Raw genomic sequence first — 19,546 nt, forward strand, 5'->3', positions numbered from 1 at the left:
TGCCTGGCTGCGCCGGCCCCGGGCAAGCACGTTGCAACGGTCGGTAAGCGCCCCTGGAGGGCGCTTTTTTGTGGGGGGCGCGGTTTGTCGGGCTGCTGCGGCCGGGCGTATCGACCCGGGGATGGGGCAATCTGCGTCGGGGCTCCAAGCCAAAACAGCTGCTCGTGCTTTTTTGATAACCACGAGCAGCTATCAAAACCATAGCAATCGCAGCGATGGGACAATCCGCACCATGACCGCCACACCCGACACCCTCACCATCACCCGCCCCGACGACTGGCACCTGCATGTGCGCGACGGGGAGCCGCTTTACACCGTGGTGCCGCACACGGCCGCGCAGTTTGGCCGCGCGATCATCATGCCCAACCTGCGTCCGCCCGTGACCACGGCCGCGCAGGCGCTGGCGTACAAGCAGCGCATTCTGGCCGCCGTGCCCGAAGGCGTGTCGTTCGAGCCGCTGATGACGCTGTACCTCACCGACAACCTGCCGCCCGACGAGATTGCCCGGGCCAAGGACGCGGGCGTGGTGGCCTGCAAGCTGTACCCAGCCGGTGCCACCACCAACAGCGATGCGGGCGTGACCGACCTGCGCAAGACCCACAAGACCCTCGAAGCCATGCAGAAGGCCGGCGTGCTGCTGCTGGTCCATGGCGAGGTGACGAGCAGCGACATCGACCTGTTCGACCGCGAGGCCGTGTTCATCGACCGCCACCTGATCCCGCTGCGCCGCGATTTTCCTGAGCTGAAGATCGTGTTTGAGCACATCACCACGCGCGAAGCCGCGCAGTACGTGGCGGGCAGCGATGCCTTCACGGCCGCCACCATCACCGCGCACCACCTGCTCTACAACCGCAACGCCATCTTCACGGGGGGCATCCGCCCGCACTACTACTGCCTGCCCGTGCTCAAGCGCGAGACGCATCGCCTGGCGCTGGTCGAGGCGGCCACCAGCGGATCGCCCAAGTTCTTTCTGGGCACCGACAGCGCGCCGCATCCAGCGCATCTCAAGGAGCACGCCACCGGCTGCGCGGGCTGCTACACCGCCCATGCGGCGCTGGAACTGTACGCCGAGGCCTTTGACGCCGTGGGCGCGCTGCACCGGCTGGAGGGCTTTGCAAGCTTCCACGGCCCCGACTTCTACGGCCTGCCGCGCAACGCGGGCACGGTGACGCTGCGCCGTGAGACCTGGGTCACGCCCGAGAGTTACCCCTTCGGCGGAGCCGAGCTCAAACCCCTGCGTGCTGGCGAGCCGCTCGCGTGGAAGCTGGCCTGAGCGCCATCGACTGGCAGCGCCCGTGGCTTGCGCCCTGGCGCGCCGAGGGCGAGGCTGCCGCCGCCCGCGTGCAGGCCGGGGCCAGTGTGGCCGATGCGCTGGCAGCCCAGGCGGCTGCCGGGGCGTGCCGCGGAACCCCTGCAACCGAGCCCGGCGTGGCCTTTGTGCCCCAGCACTGCCTGCCCGCAGGGCAGGCGTACGAGAGTTTCATCCGCACGCACCGCCAGGTGCCCACGCGCGACAACCTGCACGACTTCTTCAACGGCCTGGTCTGGCTGCGATACCCCGAGGCCAAGCGCCGCATGAACCAGCTGCAGGCCGAGGCCATTGCCGCCCAGGGCGTAGGCGCGGTGCGCGGGCCGCTGCGCGATGCGCTCACGGTGTTCGACGAGAATGGCGCGCTGTGGTCGGCTCCTGCGCCGCTGCGCGCCGCGCTGCTCGCCCGCGACTGGCATGGCCTGTTTGTGCGCCACCGGGCGCTGTGGGCACAGGCGCGGCTGGTGCTGTTCGGCCACGCGCTGCTCGAAAAGCTGGTGACGCCCTACAAGTCGGTCATCGCTCATGTGCTGGTCTTGCCCGAGCAGCCCCCGGAGCACCCGGCCGACGACGCCTGGTTGGCTCAGGCCTTACAGCACGGGGTGTGGCGCACCAAGCCCTTTGCGCCGCTGCCTGTGCTGGGCGTGCCCGGCTGGTGGGCTGCCAATGAAGACCCGGCGTTTTATGACGACACCGCCGTCTTTCGCCCGCAGGCCGCAAGGTCCCGGCAAATCCCTGCAATCGCTGGGGCATAGCTGCCGGCGGGCCATGCCTTGAAGATACCCTTAGCGGCCCCAAGATAACGCCCCGTCGGGATACGATTTGATCCCCGAGTGGAGAGAACCCCATGAAACGCATCGTCCTGTTCCTTGTGACCAACCTCGCCGTCGTGGTGGTGCTGGGCATCGTCGCCAGCCTGCTGGGCGTCAACCGCTTCCTCACGTCCAACGGGCTGAACCTGGGCGCACTGCTGGGCTTCGCCTTCATCATGGGCTTTGGCGGCGCGATCATCTCGTTGCTGATCAGCAAGCCCATGGCCAAGTGGTCGGCGGGGGTGCAGATCATCGACGGCAGCGGCTCGGCCGATGAGGCCTGGATCGTCAACACCGTACGCCGCTTTGCCGATCAGGCCGGTATCGGCATGCCCGAAGTCGGCATCTTCCAGGGCGAGCCCAACGCGTTCGCCACGGGCGCGTTCAAGAACTCGGCGCTGGTGGCGGTGTCCACCGGCCTGCTCGAAAACATGACGCGCGAAGAGGTCGAGGCCGTGATCGGGCACGAAGTGGCCCACATCGCCAATGGCGACATGGTGACCATGACCCTGATCCAGGGTGTGATGAACACCTTTGTCGTGTTCCTCTCGCGCCTGATTGGCTACGCGGTGGACAGCTTCTTGCGCCGCAACGACGAAGAAAGCTCGGGCCCCGGCATTGGCTACTTTGTGACCACCATCGTGCTGGACATCCTGCTCGGCTTCCTGGCAGCCATCATCGTGGCCTGGTTCTCGCGCCAGCGCGAGTTCCGTGCCGACGCTGGTGCCGCGCAGCTCATGGGCCGCAAGCAGCCGATGATCAACGCGCTGGCCCGCTTGGGCGGCATGCATCCGGCCGAGTTGCCCAAGAGCGTAGCGGCCATGGGCATTGCGGGCGGCATTGGCAAGCTGTTCTCGACCCACCCGCCGATCGAAGAGCGCATTGCCGCCCTGCAGAACCGCCAAGGCTGAGCCCATGCCCCGAACGGGGCATGCGACACCGGCAACCGTCCGTGGCTCAGGCCCCGGGCGGTTTTTTTTCGGCAGTGCCCAGCCCGGCTGGGTTCACCCGCCAGCGCTGGCGGGGCGCGCGCAGGCTTTGGCGCTGCCGATAGGCCTGGGGTGTCATCCCGGTATGGCGCTGGAAGATCCTCCGGAACGCAGCCGGGTCCTGGTAGCCACAGGCCTGTGCAATGCCCGGAATGCCTTCGAGCGTGATCTCCAGCAGCACCCGCGCCCGCGCACAGCGCAGGGCGTGCAGGTGGTCCAGCGGCGAATGGCCCAGCCCCTCGCGGAAATGCCGCAGCAGGGTGCGCGGGCTCACGGCGGCTGCCTTGGCCACCGCATCCAGTGCGTAGGGCTGCTCCAGATGCTTTTCCAGGAAGGCGATCGCGCGGGCCAGGGTGCTGTCGCGGGTGCTGCGGATCTGCCGCGCCTGCTGTGCCTCGAATGCGGCCTGCTCGCGCAGCGGGTCGGGGCGGGTGGCGGCCTCCAGGGCCTGGGCCAGGTCGTGCCCCAGCCCCTGCGCTGCCAGCGCCACCGCCAGTGCCGTGGCCTGCTGCGGCATGGCCGCACTCATCCACGGCCCAGCGCTGCAGTGCTGCTGCCCCACGGCCACGCCGATGTCCGGGTGGTCGTTGCAGAAGCCTGCGATGTAGTACCAGGGCAGCGCCACCTGCGCACCCCCGAGCCGCCCCGTGGCGGCGGCCAGCCAGGCGCCACTGCCGAGTGTGAGCACCTGCTCGCCCTGGTCCAGCCCCAGCGCCAGACGGCGCACCAGCAGACCGTGCGCGGCCACCACGCTGCGGATGGATGGGATGTCGGCCGTGTGCAGCGGGGCCAGCAGCCAGTGGGTGGGCGCGCCTTCGCAGTGGCCCTCTTGCGCCATGGGGGCGAGCAAGGGGCCCAGGGTTTTGTCCGTCGCTGCCAGGGGCAGGCCATCGGCAGTGTGAAAGCACCAGCCGATCTGCGGTGCCTGCGCGCCGCGCCGCAGGCGTGCGAGCAGATTGGCACCGCGCAGCAACTCCAGCAGGTGCAGCGCATGGCCCAGCGCGGTGGCCGCCAGCAGCGGCACAGCCAGGCGCACGGGGGCGTGCACCGGGGCGTGCAGTGGGGGGGTGGCGGCAGGCGTTGTGGAAGGCGTGGCCATGGGGCAATGGTGGCCCCCAAGTCCGGGGCTGGGTCTGCGTGCGGTGGCGCTTGGCCATTCTGGCTTGCCGGTTGGCGTTTGTAGCGTCTCGCGTGCGACCGTGGCCTGGCTGGAGCGCCAGCGCACTGGGGGCCGGCGTGCAGGCAGCCGCAGCGCCGATCAGAGGGTGCGCGTCGGCTTCGGCCTGCGCAGCGGACCCAAAGGTTTCGTACGGCTGCGTCACTCCTTGTCCAGCGCACAGACGGGCGACCCTGCGGTGCGTGCGTGTCCGCCATGGACGGGCGCTCTTGAGCACCCCCACCGCGCATGGGTCGAGGGATGGAAGCCTGTGCATGGAACCGCATCGGCCGACCGTGCGGCGGGCTCCCCAGGCAGGCCACTCGGCCGCCTCGGGTCGTGTCACTTCCTTAGCGGTAAATCTGTTTCAAATAGCGCAATCGGTACCATGGGGTACCTATAATCGCGCGGCTTTTGGATGCGGTCGCGGTGACCGTGAATCTGTGGATGCGGGAGCGTTTCGTGAAACCTGTGGTGAGTGGTCTGTCCAGCGTCGCCGTGCGGCTGGGCATGGTGACAGCGGTGGTGTGTGCAGCGACTGCCGCACAAGCGCAATACAAGTGTGCCGACGGCAAGGGTGCGGTCACGTACCAGCAGATGCCGTGCCCCAAAGAGCACCGCGAACTTCCGCACTCGATCCGCAGCCAGCCGGTGGCCGAGAGTGCCCCGGCGCCGTCCGCTGCGTCGCCCTCCACGGCATCAGGCGGTGCAGCCCCGGCACGCTCCAGCGGCAACCAGACGGCGCGTACAGCTCCCTCGGGCCGACCGTGCAAGACGGCGGCCGAGTACGCGGAGATCAAGCGCGAGCTCTCCAAGCCCAAAGCCAAACCGGCGCCGGGCGAAGATCCGTCGATGGCCGCCTTGGCCAACAGCCTGTTTGCAGGCGTCGAAAAGAAGCTCGAAGAGGAAATGAAGGCCTGTCTTTGAACTGCCTGTCGTCGGGCCCAGGTATGCGCCAGGCCGCCAGTCTGTTGGTGTCTTGGGCCGTGGCGGCGTCGCCCGTCTGGGCCCAAGCCCCTGGCGCTGGCCGGTTGCAGGGCCCTTGGTGCATGGTGGAGGTGCGCACCGCAGGGCATGCCACCCCCGACAAGGTGAATGTGCGCTTCGAGCGCGATGGCCGCTACGAATGGGCCGAGGGCGCTTTCCGGCTGCAGGGCCGCTGGAAGCTGTCGTCCGACATGCTTGAGCTGACACAGATGCGCCCCATGCAGGTGCAGCTCGTCTCGGATCAGGAACTGCATCTGCACACACTGGGCTCCACCCTGCGCCTGCAGCGCGGGCCCTGTCCTGCCGCCGGGTTTTCTTCGCAGGAACGGCTGGCATTCCACAACGCAGCGTTTTCGGGTGACTTGCAGGCGCTGGCGGATCTTGTGCGCCGTGGGTTTCCCGTTGACACTCCGGACGACCTGTATGGCGATACCGGCTTGATCAAGGCGGCCAAAAACTGTCAGCTGGCGGTGGCCCGCACACTGCTGGAGCACAAGGCCGACCCGCGGCCAGCTAATCAGGAGGGGCGTACCGCCCTCGACTACGCCACCCGCAGCAACGCGCCAGCGGCCTGCGAGCCCGTCGCGCGCCTTCTGCGGCCTGCCCTGCGCTGACGGCGCTCTCACTCCGCGCTTTTCGCGCGGCCACGGCTCAGGCCGTGGTGCTCAGCAACTGGCGCGCCACGGCTTCGCCGACCTTGATACCGTCCACCCCGGCCGACAGAATGCCGCCCGCATAGCTCGCGCCTTCGCCCGCCGGGTACAGGCCTGGGGTGTTCAGGCTTTGGAAGTCCTCGCCACGGCCGATTTTGAGCGGCGACGAGGTGCGCGTTTCCACGCCGGTCAGCACCGCATCGTGCATGTCAAAGCCTTTGATCTTGCGGCCGAACACGGGCAGCGCCTCGCGCAGCGCGGCGATGGCAAAGTCGGGCAGCGCAGCGTGCAGGTCGGTCAGCGTCACGCCTGGCTTGTACGAGGGCAGCACGCTGCCAAAGTCCTGCGAGGTGCGGCCTGCGATGAAGTCGCCCACCAGCTGCCCCGGCGCGTTGTAGCTGCGCCCGCCCAGCACGTAGGCGTTGGATTCGAGCTGGCGCTGCAGCACGATGCCCGCCAGCGGGTGCACGCTGCCGTCCTCCAGCGCCTCGGCGCCGTAAGTGCGGCCCAGCGCGGCTTCAAACGCTGCAGGGTCGGTCGGGTAGTCGCGCGGTTCGATGGCCACCACCATGCCCGCGTTGGCATTGCGTTCGTTGCGCGAGTACTGGCTCATGCCGTTGGTGACAACGCGCTCTGGTTCGCTGGTGGCGGCCACCACGGTGCCGCCTGGGCACATGCAGAAGCTGTAGACCGCGCGGCCATTGCTGGCGTGGTGCACGAGCTTGTAGTCGGCCGCGCCCAGCAGCGGGTGGCCTGCATGCTTGCCCCAGCGTGCGCGGTCGATCACGCCCTGCGGGTGTTCGATGCGAAAGCCCACCGAGAACGGCTTGGACTGCATCTGCACGCCCCGCTCATACAGCATGGCAAAGGTGTCCCGCGAGCTGTGGCCCAGCGCCATCACCACGTGGTCGGCGCGCAGCGTGTACGACTGGCTTGTGGCCTGGTCAAGCACCTGCAGCCCGCGCAGGTGGCGCTGCTCGCCTTCGCCTTCGATGAGCACGTCGGTCACGCGCTGCTCGAAGCGGATTTCGCCGCCCAGGGCAATGATCTGTTCACGCAGGTTTTCGACCACCTTCACCAGTTTGAAGGTGCCAATGTGAGGATGGGCGACGTAGAGGATTTCTTCGGGTGCTCCGGCCTTCACGAACTCCTGCATGACCTTGCGGCCAAGGTGGCGCGGGTCCTTGATCTGGCTGTAGAGCTTGCCGTCCGAGAACGTGCCCGCACCGCCTTCGCCAAACTGCACATTGCTCTCGGCCGTGAGTGTGCGCTTGCGCCACAGGCCCCAGGTGTCCTTGGTGCGTTCGCGCACCGTGCGGCCGCGTTCCAGCACCAGCGGCTTGAAGCCCATCTGGGCCAGCACCAGCGCGGCAAAGATGCCGCAGGGTCCGAAGCCCACCACCACCGGGCGCAGGGGCAGGTCGGCCGGGGCGTGGCCCACGGGTTTCCAGGCCATGTCGGGTGTGGGCTGGATGTGTGGGTGGACCGCAAATTTCGCCAGCAGCGCCGCCTCACGTTCGGGCTGGGCCAGCGTCACATCGACGATGTACACCGCCAGCAGGTCGGCCTTGCGGGCGTCGAAGCTGCGTTTGAAGACCTGCACGTCGGCCAGGTCGGCGGCAGAAAGGCCCAGGGCCTGGGCGGCGGCGGCGCGCAGCGGCGCCTCGGGGTGCTCGGCGGCTGCCAAGGGCAGCCGCAGTTCAGACAGTCGGATCATCTTGTGCAGGCCCGTGTCGATCGGGCGGAAGCAATGGTGGTCGGGGCCGGATCATACGGGTTTGATCACTCCGCGCGATGGGGCCCGTGTTGTCTCAGATGCGACGGAATCTGAATGCTCCTGAAAAAATAGCACGTCGTGCTTGATTTCCGGTCATCGTAGCGGCTTATCATCGCCGCCGCCTCTGGCGAATCGATCGGTTTGTTCGGACTTTTGAGGCCATGGGCCATGGCGCTTGACATTCTGTCAAGCGCGTCACAAGGGATGTGGACAACTCCGAGAGGGCCAAGGCCACTGGTACCGCCAACAATCAGCACATCAGGCTCTCGCATCTGTCGCCTTCCGCACTTTTCTCACTTCGCTGACCATGTCTCAGAACGCCTATTCGCTCGACCTTTTCTTCCACACGCCGATCCAGCTCAGAACGGCGCAACTGTTGTATCAGTACCTGGCGGCGGGGAACACCGAGCAAGCCCAACGCTGGGGCGCAGAGCTGGGGGTGACCGACCTCAACACCTTGTGGGACGAGGATTGGATCAACCACCAGGTCTCGCCAGCGTCCACACACCTGGCCCTGGAGTTTGAGACCAGCGCGCATGGCGACATGCCGTTCGGGCTTCTGGAGACGCTGTTTGCCCATGGATTGCGCGCGGCCGTGCTGGAGGTGTTCTACGACCAGGTGGGCGAGACCGAGCGCATGCATTTCGACCGCGGGCAATGGGTGTCGCGTCAGGCGTTCTACACAGCCCAGCCGGAACTGCGCCGCGTGTCCGAGCCGTCAGAGGCTGCAGGCGGGCCAGAGGACGATGGCGAAGATCCCTATGACTACTCCAAGGACCCGGACAAGCCGATCTCGGTCGCCGCGCTGCGCAAGCAGGAAGAAAAACGCAAGCGCGAAGCCGAAGAGGCGGTCAAGGCCTTCCTGGGCATGGCGAGTGCCATGGGCAAAAGCGGGGGCTCGCCGGTGCAGGGGCTCATCGGAGCGCTGCTGGTGCGCGCGGGCCTCAAAGGCCTGCTGCATGCGGCGGTGTTCACGCTGGTGACCGTGCTGCTGTTCAAGGGCTTTTGGCTCTGGATGGGCCTGGGGATTGCGTTGGCCGTGGCACTGCCCCTGTACTACATCGTCACCGAACACAAGGCGCTGACCGGAGGCGGTGGCGATGACGACAACGACTCTGCCGATGGGGCTGAGACGGTTCCGGAAGTGGCCCCCCGATAAGACACACAGAGTACTCACTGAGGAGAACAAGGACATGCTGACGCAAATCGAATGGTGGGGTGGGGTGATTTTTGTGCTGGGCGCACTGGTCTACCGGATGGCCATGGGCATGCTGGAGAGACCCGCGAAGGGCATTCCGTGGTACTGGCTGATGATGCAGGTGTTCTTTTTCGCACCGGCCGTGCTGCTGGCCGGTTACTTCTATCCGCTCACGCAGCCCGCGCTGCAGTATGGCTATCTGGCGCTGCTGGCCATCTCGCTGCTGGTGGTAGGCGGGATGCTGGTGCAGGAGCTCATCGGTGATGCGGATGAGGAGGCACCAGATAGCCGCCAGGCCAGCGCAGCGGGGGAGGGCGACACGACCGATGACGAGAAATCCAGCGTGGTCAGCTCAGTTGTGGGGCTGGTGATGCTGTACAGCCCCGTGCTGGTGGCGTGCGGACTGGCCAGCATGAAGGCGTGGCCCATCCTGCAGTCGCTGCTGTAGCCATGGCGCGTCGCACCGCAGGCGAATCCCCGGGGTCAGCGCGACCGATTCTGCTAGCCACCTGAGCATCCATGGCCACCGATTCCTTTGCCGATCTGCTCTCGGTGTACATGCGCCGCATCCGTGCCAGCGCCGCAGGCGTCGCGACCGAGATCGGCCTGAGCCGCGAGGCCGTGAACAACTGGCGCAACGGCATCTCGGCTCCGAACCCACGCTCGCGAGACAAGCTCGTGGCGTGCACGCGTTACCTGCGCCTGACCGAAGGTGAGGCCAACCGCTTGCTCAGTGCCGCCGGTTTTGCGCCGGAGTTTCCGCTGCAGGCCGAATCGGTGGGCGAGCCGCCATTTGCGGGGTTTCAGGACAAGGTGTTCGCCCAACTCGCGCAGGCCATGCCGTACCCGATTGCGCTGCTGCTCTCGCCTGCGCACTGGGGGCAGCCGCCGTTTCGGTACGAGCTGCTGCGGCGTGCCCGCGCGCAGTACGGTGAGGGCTCGGTGCTGCACATCCAGCCGCCCTACAGCGTCAGCACCGAGCCTGCCGATTACTTCGCTGCCATCGCGCGCCAATGCGGTTTGGGCGATGTGGCGTCGGATTACGAGTTCGAGTCGGCACTGGAGCGGCGACTGCTGGGCGGTGAACGCATCTTCTGCCTGGTCAGCCGCTTTGAGCAGGGCACGCCCGCACTGCGCGAGACGCTGGCGGGCATCCTGCGCAGCCTCAGCGAGATGCACAGCGGCCGTCTGCACCTGCTGCTGTGCGGCGGCGAAGCGCTTGCAGACCTCAAATACCGCAGCGGAGATCTCTCGCTGCTCAACATTGCGCACGTCCACCACTGGCCCGACCCGACGCTCGACGATCTCATGCAACTGGCACAGCTGCGCTGGCCCGAGCACACATGGACAGCGTCTGTCGTGGCGGTGCTCGAGACCCTCAGCGGGGGTCACCCTGCGCTCTTCGAGGAAGGGCTGCAGTGGCTGGTGGACCATCTCGGCCCTGAAGCCAGCCTGCACGAAGGGCATGCCGCCTTCGGCGCGCTGCACACCCACTTGGCCAGCAGCCCGCGCCTGTGGCAAACGTTTCTGCCGCTGGCGCAGACGCCCGCCACCCGAGCGCGTCTGCAACAGCTGCTGCAGGCCGACGACCTGGGACGCGCTCGCCCCTATCTGCAGGACGACGCTTTGCGCAGCCTGTTCTGGGGCAACCTGATCCATGCCCGTGGCGCTGGCGATGCAGCGCGGCTGCACTGGCGCAGCCCCACGGTGCGCGAGGCGGGCCGCATGGTGCTGGAATCATGCTCGACCGACTGAGCGGCTGGCTCTCGAAGCCCTTCTTGCGTGGAGCGGTGATCGCACTGCTCACACTGTTTGTGGCCAGCGCACTGTTCACGCCCCAGCACAACCCGGCCACACGGGGGCGATTCCTCGCAGCCATGAATGCGGGACCCGTGTGGGGCGAGCTGCTGCAGTGGCGCGCGGCCATGGTGCAGGCGCGCAACGAACAGGGCCGCTGGCCCGACGACATCCAGCCCTACGCGCCTGCCATTCCCAATCCCCAGCTGCGTGTGACGTCTCCGCGTCCCAACGTGCTGCAGGCCGACATCGCCCGCAACCCCGAGCTGGGCCGGCTGGCGGGCACACAGGTGCTGGTCGAGCTGCAGCCGGGTGGCCACGAATGGTCGTGCAGGCCGGGGCATCCGCCCTTTCCTGCGGGCTATCTGCCCCTCAACTGCCGGCAAGGCGCCGCCCACGATCTGGAGTCTGCCGCACCTGTCCCGGTGGGAGATCCGTTCGCGGGTCTTCGCTCGGTCATGCTGTGGTGCGCCATCCTGTTTGCAGCGGCGGCCGTGCTGTGGGTGGTGCGCCATCCACTGATCGGGGCGGGCCAGCTGCGTCCCGCGCGGCTGCGCCGCACACCCCTGGCGCGCCTGCCACGCCTGGACCGGCTGCTGCGCTGGCTGCGTCGGCTGGAGCCCACGCTGCTGGCCGCCGACGTCCGCATGGCAGACTGGCGCCGCGCGGTGTTGTGCGCCCAGGCACGCGGGGTCGATCGCGCCCATGCCCTGGCGAGCGCGCTGGCCGAACGCGTGTCGGCCCGCTGCAAGCCCAACGCCGATTGGACGCTACCCGGAGCCGTGTTCGAGTGGCAGTTCCCGGCCGATCTGCCGGTGTCGCTGGACCGGTGCCTGGTGTTCGTGCCCGCGCCCGGCATGGACGAAGCCACGGTGCTGCGCCAGCTGCGCGCGGTGCAGACGGGCAGCGATGTGCTGCTGATCCTGTGCGAGCACAGCGTGGACACCCCCTGGCCTTTGCTGCATGCCCATGCACAGGACCGCGCCAACCTGCATGTGTTGGTGGACAGCGCCCAGCAGACCGAATGGCTGATCGGCGGTCAGGCGCTGCAACTGCTGTTGCGCCTGCTGGCCGAGCAGTTGCGCATCACCCGCATTTCGCCCTACCAGACGCGTGGCGGCGTCACGCGCGAGGGGGCCTTCTTTGGCCGCGCACAGTTGCTGGCCCGGGTGGTGTCGCGCGAGCCCGCCAACTACCTGGTCGTGGGCGGTCGGCAGTTGGGCAAGAGCAGCTTGCTCAAAGCCGTGCAGCGGCGCCTGCAAGGGCACCCGCAGGTGGTGTGCCACTACGTCTCGCTGCGGGACCACCGGCTGGCGCCCCGCATGGCCTTGCAGTTCGGCCTGCCGCCGGACACACCGCTGGAGGCCATCGTCTCGCACCTGCAGTCGCAGTTCCAGGGCCAGCGCGTGGTGCTGCTGATCGATGAGGCCGACCTGTTCTTCCGGGACGAATCGCGCAGCGGGTATGCGCAGCTGTCCACCTTGCGGGCGCTCAGTGAGGAAGGGCGCTGCTGGTTCATGCTGGCAGGCTTCTGGGACCTGTATGCCGCGGCTGTGCTCGACTACCAGAGCCCGCTGCGCAACTTTGGCGAAGTGCTGGCCATTGGCGGCCTCGAGCGCGCGGCCTGCGTCGAACTGGCCACCGAGCCGCTGCGCCGGATGCGCCTGGGTTTTGACCATCCGCGCCTGGTGGAGCGGCTCGTCGATGCCAGCGGGCAACGTGCCAACCTGGTGGCCATCCTGTGCCAGGAATGTCTGGAGGCTCTGCTCCCGGGAGAGCGCGTGATCGAGGCGCGCCACCTCGAGCAGGCGCTGGCGTCGCAGCCCGTGCAGGACGCGCTGGCGGGCTGGGGACGCCTGAGCCACGATGAAGAGGCCTGCCGCCTTGACCGCATCGTGGTGTACCACACGGCCCTGACCGGGCAGACCAGCCTCATGGCCCTGACCGACTTGCTGCGCCAGCACGGCATCGACGGGGATGCGCAGGCCCTGCGCCAGTCCATGGCCCGCCTGCAGCTGGCCTATGTGCTGCGCAAGCAGGATGCCGACTACCGCTTTGCCGTACCGCTGCTGCAGGCGCAATTCGAGAGCGCCGAGGTCACGCTGCTGCTGCAACAGGAACTGCGGGCGCTGGCCAGGCAGGCCCGCTGATCGTTATCAAATCGACTGTTCGTGCTTGCCAGGCAAGCACGACGTGCTATGGTTTTTGATGGTTTCGGTCGGACGGGCCAGCTTACAGCGGCAAGAAGCCTTCCACCGACAGGTAGCGCTCGCCGGTGTCGTAGTTGAAACCCAGCACGCGGCTGCCGGGCGGCAGTTCGGGCAGCTTCTGCGCAATGGCGGCCAGCGTCGCACCGGAGGAGATGCCCACGAGCAGGCCTTCTTCGCGGGCCGAGCGGCGGGCGTACTCGCGTGCGGGTTCGGCATCCACCTGGATCACGCCGTCGAGCAGGCGGGTGTCCAGGTTTTGGGGCACAAAGCCCGCGCCGATGCCCTGGATCGGGTGGGGCGAGGGTTGCCCGCCCGAGATGACCGGCGACGCCGAAGGCTCGACCGCAAACACCTTGAGCTGGGGAAAGCGCTGCTTGAGCACGCGCGCCACACCCGTCAGGTGCCCGCCCGTGCCCACGCCGGTGATCAGGGCGTCAAAGCCGTCCGGGAAGTCGGCCAGGATCTCCTGCGCCGTGGTGCGCACGTGCATGTCGACGTTGGCGGGGTTTTCGAATTGCTGCGGAATCCAGGCGCCGGGCGTCTGGGCCTGCAGCTCCTGAGCGCGGGCGATCGCGCCCTTCATGCCCTTTTCGCGGGGCGTGAGGTCGAACTGCGCACCGTAGGCCAGCATCAGGCGGCGGCGTTCGATGCTCATGCTCTCGGGCATCACCAGGATCAGCTTGTAGCCCTTGACGGCCGCCACCAGCGCCAGGCCGATGCCGGTGTTGCCCGAGGTCGGCTCGATGATCGTGCCGCCGGGCTGGAGCTTGCCGCTGCGCTCGGCGTCTTCGACCATGGCCAGCGCAATCCGGTCTTTGATCGAACCGCCGGGATTGCTGCGCTCGGACTTGATCCACACCTGCGCATCCGGGCCGAACAGCCGTTGAATGCGCACATGGGGCGTGTTGCCGATGCTCTGCAGGATGTTGTCGAACTTCATGGCGTCTCCTGTGGTTCGGGTGGGCAAGGGGTGGGACGATTCTGGCCCAGGCCTGCGCGCTTGCAAACCATAAGCTTATGGCGACCCCCAGGGGGCAGCGCTCGGGGATAATGCACCCTGTGAAGCACGCCAGACCGCCGCTGGTGCAATCTGGGAAACCAGGCACTGGAGGAACGTCCGGACTGCACAGGACAGCGTAGCAGCTAACGGCTGCCCACCGTGAGGTGAGGATCAGAGCAACAGAGACGAGTTCGAGCGTGGAAGGGCCCACCAGGGGTGTTCTGCGGTTCGCCGGCGCAAGCCGGCGCGGCTGGCGCAAGCCAGACGGTGACGGGCGATGAGCCCGGAACAACGCAGTCACCTCGGGCGCTTCGCGCCCGAGGTGAAACGGGCAATCTCTACGCGCAGCAATACCAAGTAGGCCAGCGTTGATGTGGTTCCGCAGAGCTGGCGGGTAGGTAGCACCGAGCCGGGTGGGCGACCCCCGGCCCAGATGAATGGCGGTCACGCTGCGGGACACCGCAGTGCACAGAATCCGGCTTATCGGCGCGCTTCACACTTTTCTGCTTCCACGTGCTGCGGGCCTGGGTGTCTGCGCACGTGGCGGCGCTCCACCTCTTCCACGCCCCATTGCCAGCGTCGCCGGGGCTGTGGTCAGCGCTGGCAGTGGGGGGCGTGCCCGCGCTCCAGCATGTCGGCGCGTTCCAGGGTTTCGGGGTGCGTGCTCAGCCAGGTTTCCCACGTGCTGGGCGTGCGGGCCTGTGCGGGCTTGGGGGCGGGGGCCGGCTGGGGCTGTGATGCAGCGTGCTCGGCCGGGCGGCCCGTGGTGCGCTCGGCCCGCCGACCAATGTGCGGCTCCTGCGCCATGGCGCGCAGCAACTGGGCCATCGGCGCCGTGGGCAGCGCCGTGTGGCGCAGCAGGGCCAGCGCATGGCAGTCGGCCTCGCGCTCGTGCTGGCGGCTGTAGGCCAGTCCCGTGAGCAGCGTGCTGCCCGTGGCCACCACGCCCGACACATCGCCCAGCGCCATGCCCAGCCCGATATTGAGCACCCCCTGCTCGACCAGGATGCGCATGCCGTGGCGGTGCACCACATGGCCGATCTCGTGCGCCAGCACGCCCACCACCGCATCGTCGCCCAGGCCACGGCGCGTGGCCATGTCCACCAGCGCGTCGGTCATCACGATGGTGCCGCCGGGCAGCGCAAACGCGTTGGGTGGCATGCCCGAGCGGAATTCCAGCACCAACCGCGGCTGGTAGTGGCGATAGCGCTGCAGCGCGGCGGGCTGTGCGGCCACCAGCGTGGCAAAGCGCTCGCGCAGCGCGGCCTGGCGGTCGGCGGGCAGCTTGCTCGGGCGCAGCATGCCGTCGTCAAACTGCTGCATCACGCGCTGGGCTATGGCCACCTCCCATTCCAGTGGCACAAAGCGCGCCATTTGCGCCGCCGCCCATGGGGTGCCGTAGCGGTAGAACAGGGTGAGTGCGACCGCTGCCACGAGCACGCCGGCCAGCAGCAGCGTCCAGCGCGTCTGCAGCCGCTGGGCCACGCCGATGCGGCCGCCAGCAGCCGCATAGGCCGCATGCCAGGCCTGCACGTCGTCGATCTCGATGCTGCCGTCGTCGCCCAGGTCCAGCGTCACACGGCGCTGGGCGTGGCGTGCGCTCCAGGCTTCGGGCCAGCCCACCGCCGCATGGGGCCACACGCGCGGGGCTTCGCTCGGCCGGTCCAGCGCATGCAGGTGCAGGGCCGGGCCGCGGCGGCCGGGGTGCAGGGCCACCAGCACGCGGCGCGGTTGGCTCTGGCGGCCGTCAAACCAGCGCGCGGGCAGTAGCGCCGCGGAAGCGGCAGAACCGTCGGTGGGCATGGACCGGTGCGCCGTGCGTGGTCAGACCAGGTCCAGCCCGACGGCGTCGGCCATTGCGTCACCCACGCCCCCTTGCTGCTGGCGCACAAGCACGCCCGTGACTTGGTCCACGCCGCCCTTGATGTGCAGCGTGACCGAGTCCGCTTTCATGCGGTATTCGTTCACGCGGGCGAACGGGCGGTAGAAGCCCAGCGTGAGCAGTGTGAACAGCAGGTTCTTCATGCGCAGGCGCACGAAGCGCCAGGCGTTGAGGCGGCACTTGAAGCGAGCGACCTGGCTCAGGCCGATGTTGTCCCACATCAGCTGAAACATGCGCGCCTCGCGGTAAGCGCGCGCCGGGGCCGAGGCCAGCAGCATCAGGAAGAAGCCCAGCACCAGCAGGGCAATGATCAGGAACACGATGATCAACGTGGCGCCGCCGCCCATGGACTTGAGCGGTGCCAGCGAGCCCCCGACGAGCGCCGCCACGAGGGCGCTGACGACCAGCAGGCCCAGCAGGAACACCCCCACGGTGGCCGCCCAGATGCGCACGAAGTCCATGTACTGCGGCTTCCAGCGCCCGGGCTCGGTGCCCAGGCGGGACTGCATCACCAGCAGGCTCTTGTAGTTGTATTCCATGCGGATGGCGCACAGCACCGACAGCGCCAGGCCCAGCAGCAGCAGGCCGCCCATGGCGGGCGTGAACTCGGGCATCTTGGGTGCGCCTGCGCCGCCTGCGCCTTCAGGGACGGGCGGGGTGAGCGCGTCCAGGCCGTAGGTCACGCCGATCCACACCAGCGCCAGCGCAAACACCGGCCAGCTGGCCCGGTACACCTCGCGCCAGCTCGCCACAAACTGCAGGCGCAGGCCGCGCCAGCGGGTGGCCGACAGCCGAAACCGCATCGCACTGCCCCACAGCAGCGGGGCCAGCGCCGCCCCCGCCACCAGGAACAGGGCCACCGCCGTGTCTTGCCCGGTGTTGACGGCGATCTGGTAGGCCAGCGTGAGCACCACCAGCACCACAAAGCCGAACACCATGCGCTTTTGCGGGGCGGTGAATTCGAGCGGGCTGTGCGCGACCAGCGTGTGCCCGTAAAAGTACTGGGCTGTGCGCCGCCGCGCCCAGGGCGTGTAGAAGCCCAGGGTCAGGATGCTGAGCAGCACGTTGACGATCCAGACGCGGAAGTATTCACGGCCGCTGCCGGTGAACTGCACCGGATGCGCTTCGATCTCGACAGGCACCGCCGTGGCGGGCGGCTGGGTGCGGCGCGCCGTGGGCGGCGCAGATGGTGTTGGCATGGGCTCCCTCCAGAGTTGCGGGCCAGTGTAGCAGTGGCCTTGCTCTGGGTGAGCAGCGTCAAAACGGCCTGTTGTGCTTGCCCGACAAGCACGAGCAGCTATCAAAAAAAGAGCGATTACGGGTGGGGCTGCCGCTTGCGGGTGGCCCCGCCCGGCTCAGAACTTGTCCCAGGGCGGCAGGTAGCGCCATTGCCCCTCGGGCAGGCGGGCCAGCGGCACGCGGCCGATGCGCAGGCGGCGCAGGCCCGTCACGGCCAGGCCCAGCGCGGCGCACAGCGCAGGCACCAGGGCCACATCCACGCCCTTGAGCGGCAGGCGCAGGCGTTGCTCGCTCTGCCAGCTCGCCTTGACGGGCGCGAGGCGCCGGCCGTCCAGTACCAGCCCCTCGGCCAAGGGGACCAGCCCGGCCGTTCCGGGCGTGCCCTGCACCTCGGCCACACATTCGTGCTCCAGCGGAGCGGCGGCGTCTTGCAGGCGGCGTGCGATGCGCGGGTCCTGCGTGAACACCACCAGCCCGCTGGCACCGGCAGGCAGCGGTGTGGCGGCAATCAGCTGGCGGAAGTGCCGCTGCAGCATGCGGCGCGGTGCCGGGTCGTCGGCCCAGTGGCGTTCTGCGCTCAAGAAGGGCAGGGCGTCGTCGGCGCTGGCCGCCGCTACACCCGCAGGCTTGTGCCACAGCAGCGTCACCGGCGGCTCGGGCTGGGCGCTGGCACCCGCGGCCAGGGCCACCCGTTGCCCGGGCTGCACGCGCTGGGCCGGGCTTTCCACCGTGCGGCCGTCCACCTGCACATGGCCGCCTTCGATGTACTGCTCGGCCAGGCTGCGCGAGCAGCCCAGCTCCCGCGCCAGGCGCTTGGCCAGGCGTTCGCTGCCATCGTCTGCGGCAGGCGCCGCCGCATCAGTGCCTGCCATGCAGGGCCTCCAGCGCGCGAATGCGTTCTACGTGCGCCAGCAGCGAGCGCTGGGCCACCGGCCACATGCGCGGCGGCACGTCGTGGTAGGCCAGGCGCACCCAGTCGTCCATGCTGCCCTGGGGCAGGGCCTGCATGGCCGCCACCACCTTGGCCTCGCGCGCCAGGCGGTGGGCCTTGAGCCGTGCAATGGCGCCTGGTGCATCGCCCAGCACGTAGCCGTGCGCGGGCAGGATGAAGCCGATGTCCTCGCGCTCGCACAGCGCGGCCAGACGGTCGAGCGAATCGAGATAGTCGGCCATGTTGCCGTCGGGCGGGTCGATCACGGTGGTGCTGCCGTTGAGCACATGGTCGCCGCTGAACAGCAGGCCGTCTTCCACCAGCCACAGGCACAGGTGGTTGGCCGCGTGGCCCGGGGTGTGGATCACTTCCAGGGTATGGGTGATTTCGCCATCCGGCCCTTTGCCGGTTAGCACAAGCCGCTCATGATTTGATAGCGATCGGTCGGGCGTGAAATGGCTGGCAGTGCGCGCCGTGGGGGCCGAGGGCAGGCCCAGCACCGGCGGGCGCGGGCGGCCTGCGGCGGCGCAACGCTCGGCCAGGGGCGCAGCGCCCGGGCTGTGGTCGGGGTGCGAATGCGTGCAGACGATGGCGCGGATGTCGCCGCCCGCAGCGCGCCACAGGCGCTCCAGGTGCTCGGGCTCGGCCGGGCCCGGGTCGATGACGATGTGGCCCGTGGACGGGTCGCCCACGAGGTAGCTGTTGGTGCCCGGCCCGGTCATCACGCCCGGGTTGGCGGCCGTGAGGCGCTGCACGTTGCGCAGCAGCGGCACGGGGCGCTCGTTCTGCCAATCCAGCGGATGCACGATCTGCCCGTCCGGGCACACCAGCGCGAGTTCGCCAAACGGCGGCTCGTCTTCCATGTAGCGCGCTTCCTTGCCGTTCAGCAGGCCGGCGCGTGGGCAGCTCACCCACAGCGGGCGCTCGCTTTGCAGCGCGTCGAGCAGCGCCTGTGTGCTCGTGTAGCGTGTGAGGCGCTGCAGCGTGCGGATGGTCGGGAAGATCATGAAGAACTGCCCGGCCTCGTGCCGCGCCAGCGCGTCGGCCGGGCGCACCCACACGGGCTCGAACTGCTCGCTTTCGTCGGCCACGGGCTCCTGTTCTGCAGGCATGCGTGCGACCAGAAAGGGCACATCAAAGCGGCGCGGCAGGTCGCGGTCGGCCGTCCAGTGCGCCAGCCAGAACACCTGGTCGGCCGCCAGCCGCAGGCCGCGCGCCGCGCACTGTGCAAAAAACGGCGCGTGGCGGTCGAGCGCGGCGATGTCCTGCGCGTCGGCGGCGCTGCCGTCGGTGCGGCGTGCGAGCAGCACGCCCAGCTCCTCAAAGCTCTCGCGGATGGCCGCAATGGCCTGCGTGCAGTGCAGGTCGGTCTGCGTGGGGCGGCGGTCGGCCAGTGCGTGGGCCGCGGGCGCGGCGTCGGCGGTGTCGATGGCGCCACCCGGGAACACATAGGCGCCGGGCGCAAAGCTGGCCTGGGCGGAGCGCCGGGTCATCAGCACTTCGAGCGCGCCGTCTGGTGCGTCGCGCAGCAGCAAGACGGTGGCGGCCGGGCGGGTGGGCACCGGCTCGCGATGGGGGTGCAGTTGCTGGTGGAGGCGGGGCATCG

At 68.6% G+C, this 19,546-nt stretch carries 16 protein-coding genes and 1 other RNA gene; 10 read left to right on the top strand and 7 right to left on the bottom strand.

Features of this window, described 5'->3' with window-relative positions; all coding sequences use genetic code 11:
• Window positions 1-232: 232 nt before the first annotated feature.
• The 3 genes from pyrC (at window position 233) to htpX (ending at window position 3,032) form a co-directional block, all read left to right on the top strand.
• A complete protein-coding gene (gene pyrC / locus ABD866_RS02495) occupies window positions 233-1,273 on the top strand; it encodes a dihydroorotase (protein WP_345060879.1) in 1,041 nt (346 codons plus the stop codon).
• Window positions 1,258-2,064 (top strand): DUF3025 domain-containing protein, encoded by an 807-nt coding sequence (locus ABD866_RS02500; RefSeq protein WP_345060881.1) that lies wholly within the window; start codon window positions 1,258-1,260, stop codon window positions 2,062-2,064. Before pyrC ends, ABD866_RS02500 begins: the two co-directional genes overlap by 16 nt.
• 92 nt (window positions 2,065-2,156) lie before the next feature.
• Entirely contained in the window at window positions 2,157-3,032 is an 876-nt protein-coding gene (htpX, locus tag ABD866_RS02505; protein ID WP_345060883.1) for a protease HtpX, read from the top strand.
• A gap of 46 nt (window positions 3,033-3,078) precedes the next feature.
• On the opposite strand, the gene ABD866_RS02510 is transcribed toward htpX, so the two are convergent.
• Window positions 3,079-4,209, bottom strand: coding sequence for a helix-turn-helix domain-containing protein (locus ABD866_RS02510; protein WP_345060885.1), 1,131 nt, complete (start codon window positions 4,207-4,209; stop codon window positions 3,079-3,081).
• 519 nt (window positions 4,210-4,728) lie between these two features.
• On the opposite strand from ABD866_RS02510, the gene ABD866_RS02515 reads away from it, so the two are divergent.
• Together ABD866_RS02515 and ABD866_RS02520 are read left to right on the top strand one after the other, a co-directional pair.
• A complete protein-coding gene (locus tag ABD866_RS02515; protein WP_345060887.1) occupies window positions 4,729-5,193 on the top strand; it encodes a DUF4124 domain-containing protein in 465 nt (154 codons plus the stop codon).
• Window positions 5,194-5,315: 122 nt separating this feature from the next.
• Window positions 5,316-5,867, top strand: a complete 552-nt coding sequence (locus ABD866_RS02520) for an ankyrin repeat domain-containing protein (RefSeq protein WP_345060889.1) — start codon at window positions 5,316-5,318, stop codon at window positions 5,865-5,867.
• A gap of 37 nt (window positions 5,868-5,904) precedes the next feature.
• Here ABD866_RS02520 and ABD866_RS02525 read toward each other — a convergent pair whose 3' ends face one another.
• Window positions 5,905-7,623 carry an NAD(P)/FAD-dependent oxidoreductase gene (locus ABD866_RS02525; protein WP_345060891.1) on the bottom strand — a complete coding sequence of 573 codons (1,719 nt, stop codon included), beginning with the start codon at window positions 7,621-7,623 and terminating at the stop codon, window positions 5,905-5,907.
• Window positions 7,624-7,990: 367 nt separating this feature from the next.
• Between ABD866_RS02525 and ABD866_RS02530 the strand changes: the two genes are divergently transcribed.
• From ABD866_RS02530 to ABD866_RS02545, 4 genes are all read left to right on the top strand, one after another.
• Window positions 7,991-8,842: a hypothetical protein gene (locus ABD866_RS02530; RefSeq protein WP_345060894.1), complete on the top strand. Its 852-nt coding sequence runs from the start codon at window positions 7,991-7,993 to the stop codon at window positions 8,840-8,842.
• 34 nt (window positions 8,843-8,876) lie between these two features.
• The gene (locus ABD866_RS02535; RefSeq protein WP_345060896.1) at window positions 8,877-9,329 is read left to right on the top strand and encodes a hypothetical protein; all 453 of its coding nucleotides are present in this window, start codon (window positions 8,877-8,879) and stop codon (window positions 9,327-9,329) included.
• Window positions 9,330-9,400: 71 nt separating this feature from the next.
• A complete protein-coding gene (locus ABD866_RS02540) occupies window positions 9,401-10,636 on the top strand; it encodes a hypothetical protein (RefSeq protein WP_345060898.1) in 1,236 nt (411 codons plus the stop codon).
• The gene (locus tag ABD866_RS02545) at window positions 10,621-12,828 is read left to right on the top strand and encodes an AAA family ATPase (protein WP_345060900.1); all 2,208 of its coding nucleotides are present in this window, start codon (window positions 10,621-10,623) and stop codon (window positions 12,826-12,828) included. Before ABD866_RS02540 ends, ABD866_RS02545 begins: the two co-directional genes overlap by 16 nt.
• Before the next feature lie 82 nt (window positions 12,829-12,910).
• Here ABD866_RS02545 and cysK read toward each other — a convergent pair whose 3' ends face one another.
• Window positions 12,911-13,828, bottom strand: coding sequence for a cysteine synthase A (gene cysK, locus ABD866_RS02550; protein WP_345060902.1), 918 nt, complete (start codon window positions 13,826-13,828; stop codon window positions 12,911-12,913).
• Window positions 13,829-13,949: 121 nt separating this feature from the next.
• Here cysK and rnpB point away from each other — a divergent pair.
• An RNA gene (gene rnpB, locus ABD866_RS02555) (RNase P RNA component class A) lies at window positions 13,950-14,387 on the top strand.
• 95 nt (window positions 14,388-14,482) lie between these two features.
• Here rnpB and ABD866_RS02560 read toward each other — a convergent pair.
• The 4 genes from ABD866_RS02560 to ABD866_RS02575 form a co-directional block, all read right to left on the bottom strand.
• Window positions 14,483-15,691: a M48 family metallopeptidase gene (locus tag ABD866_RS02560; RefSeq protein WP_345060904.1), complete on the bottom strand. Its 1,209-nt coding sequence runs from the start codon at window positions 15,689-15,691 to the stop codon at window positions 14,483-14,485.
• Between the two features lie 21 nt (window positions 15,692-15,712).
• Window positions 15,713-16,969, bottom strand: a complete 1,257-nt coding sequence (locus tag ABD866_RS02565; protein ID WP_345060906.1) for a YjgN family protein — start codon at window positions 16,967-16,969, stop codon at window positions 15,713-15,715.
• A 156-nt stretch (window positions 16,970-17,125) separates the two neighbouring features.
• The gene (locus tag ABD866_RS02570) at window positions 17,126-17,881 is read right to left on the bottom strand and encodes an RNA pseudouridine synthase (protein WP_345060908.1); all 756 of its coding nucleotides are present in this window, start codon (window positions 17,879-17,881) and stop codon (window positions 17,126-17,128) included.
• Window positions 17,868-19,544, bottom strand: a complete 1,677-nt coding sequence (locus ABD866_RS02575; protein ID WP_345060910.1) for an MBL fold metallo-hydrolase — start codon at window positions 19,542-19,544, stop codon at window positions 17,868-17,870. The genes ABD866_RS02570 and ABD866_RS02575 overlap by 14 nt, the downstream gene beginning before the upstream one ends.
• Window positions 19,545-19,546 lie beyond the last annotated feature (2 nt).

This window comes from Acidovorax lacteus (genome assembly GCF_039540375.1).
GTDB classification, from domain to species: Bacteria; Pseudomonadota; Gammaproteobacteria; order Burkholderiales; family Burkholderiaceae_C; genus Acidovorax_G; species Acidovorax_G lacteus.

Bases quoted from the DNA above. Each gene is read 5' to 3' on its own strand.
- pyrC (WP_345060879.1), top strand. From the start codon at position 233: ATGACCGCCACACCCGACACCCTCACCATCACCCGCCCCGACGACTGG.
- ABD866_RS02525 (WP_345060891.1), bottom strand. From the start codon at position 7,623: ATGATCCGACTGTCTGAACTGCGGCTGCCCTTGGCAGCCGCCGAGCAC.
- ABD866_RS02535 (WP_345060896.1), top strand. From the start codon at position 8,877: ATGCTGACGCAAATCGAATGGTGGGGTGGGGTGATTTTTGTGCTGGGC.
- ABD866_RS02560 (WP_345060904.1), bottom strand. From the start codon at position 15,691: ATGCCCACCGACGGTTCTGCCGCTTCCGCGGCGCTACTGCCCGCGCGC.
- ABD866_RS02545 (WP_345060900.1), top strand. From the start codon at position 10,621: ATGCTCGACCGACTGAGCGGCTGGCTCTCGAAGCCCTTCTTGCGTGGA.
- ABD866_RS02520 (WP_345060889.1), top strand. From the start codon at position 5,316: ATGGTGGAGGTGCGCACCGCAGGGCATGCCACCCCCGACAAGGTGAAT.
- ABD866_RS02575 (WP_345060910.1), bottom strand. From the start codon at position 19,544: ATGCCCCGCCTCCACCAGCAACTGCACCCCCATCGCGAGCCGGTGCCC.
- ABD866_RS02565 (WP_345060906.1), bottom strand. From the start codon at position 16,969: ATGCCAACACCATCTGCGCCGCCCACGGCGCGCCGCACCCAGCCGCCC.
- ABD866_RS02570 (WP_345060908.1), bottom strand. From the start codon at position 17,881: ATGGCAGGCACTGATGCGGCGGCGCCTGCCGCAGACGATGGCAGCGAA.
- ABD866_RS02510 (WP_345060885.1), bottom strand. From the start codon at position 4,209: ATGGCCACGCCTTCCACAACGCCTGCCGCCACCCCCCCACTGCACGCC.
- htpX (WP_345060883.1), top strand. From the start codon at position 2,157: ATGAAACGCATCGTCCTGTTCCTTGTGACCAACCTCGCCGTCGTGGTG.
- ABD866_RS02530 (WP_345060894.1), top strand. From the start codon at position 7,991: ATGTCTCAGAACGCCTATTCGCTCGACCTTTTCTTCCACACGCCGATC.
- cysK (WP_345060902.1), bottom strand. From the start codon at position 13,828: ATGAAGTTCGACAACATCCTGCAGAGCATCGGCAACACGCCCCATGTG.
- ABD866_RS02540 (WP_345060898.1), top strand. From the start codon at position 9,401: ATGGCCACCGATTCCTTTGCCGATCTGCTCTCGGTGTACATGCGCCGC.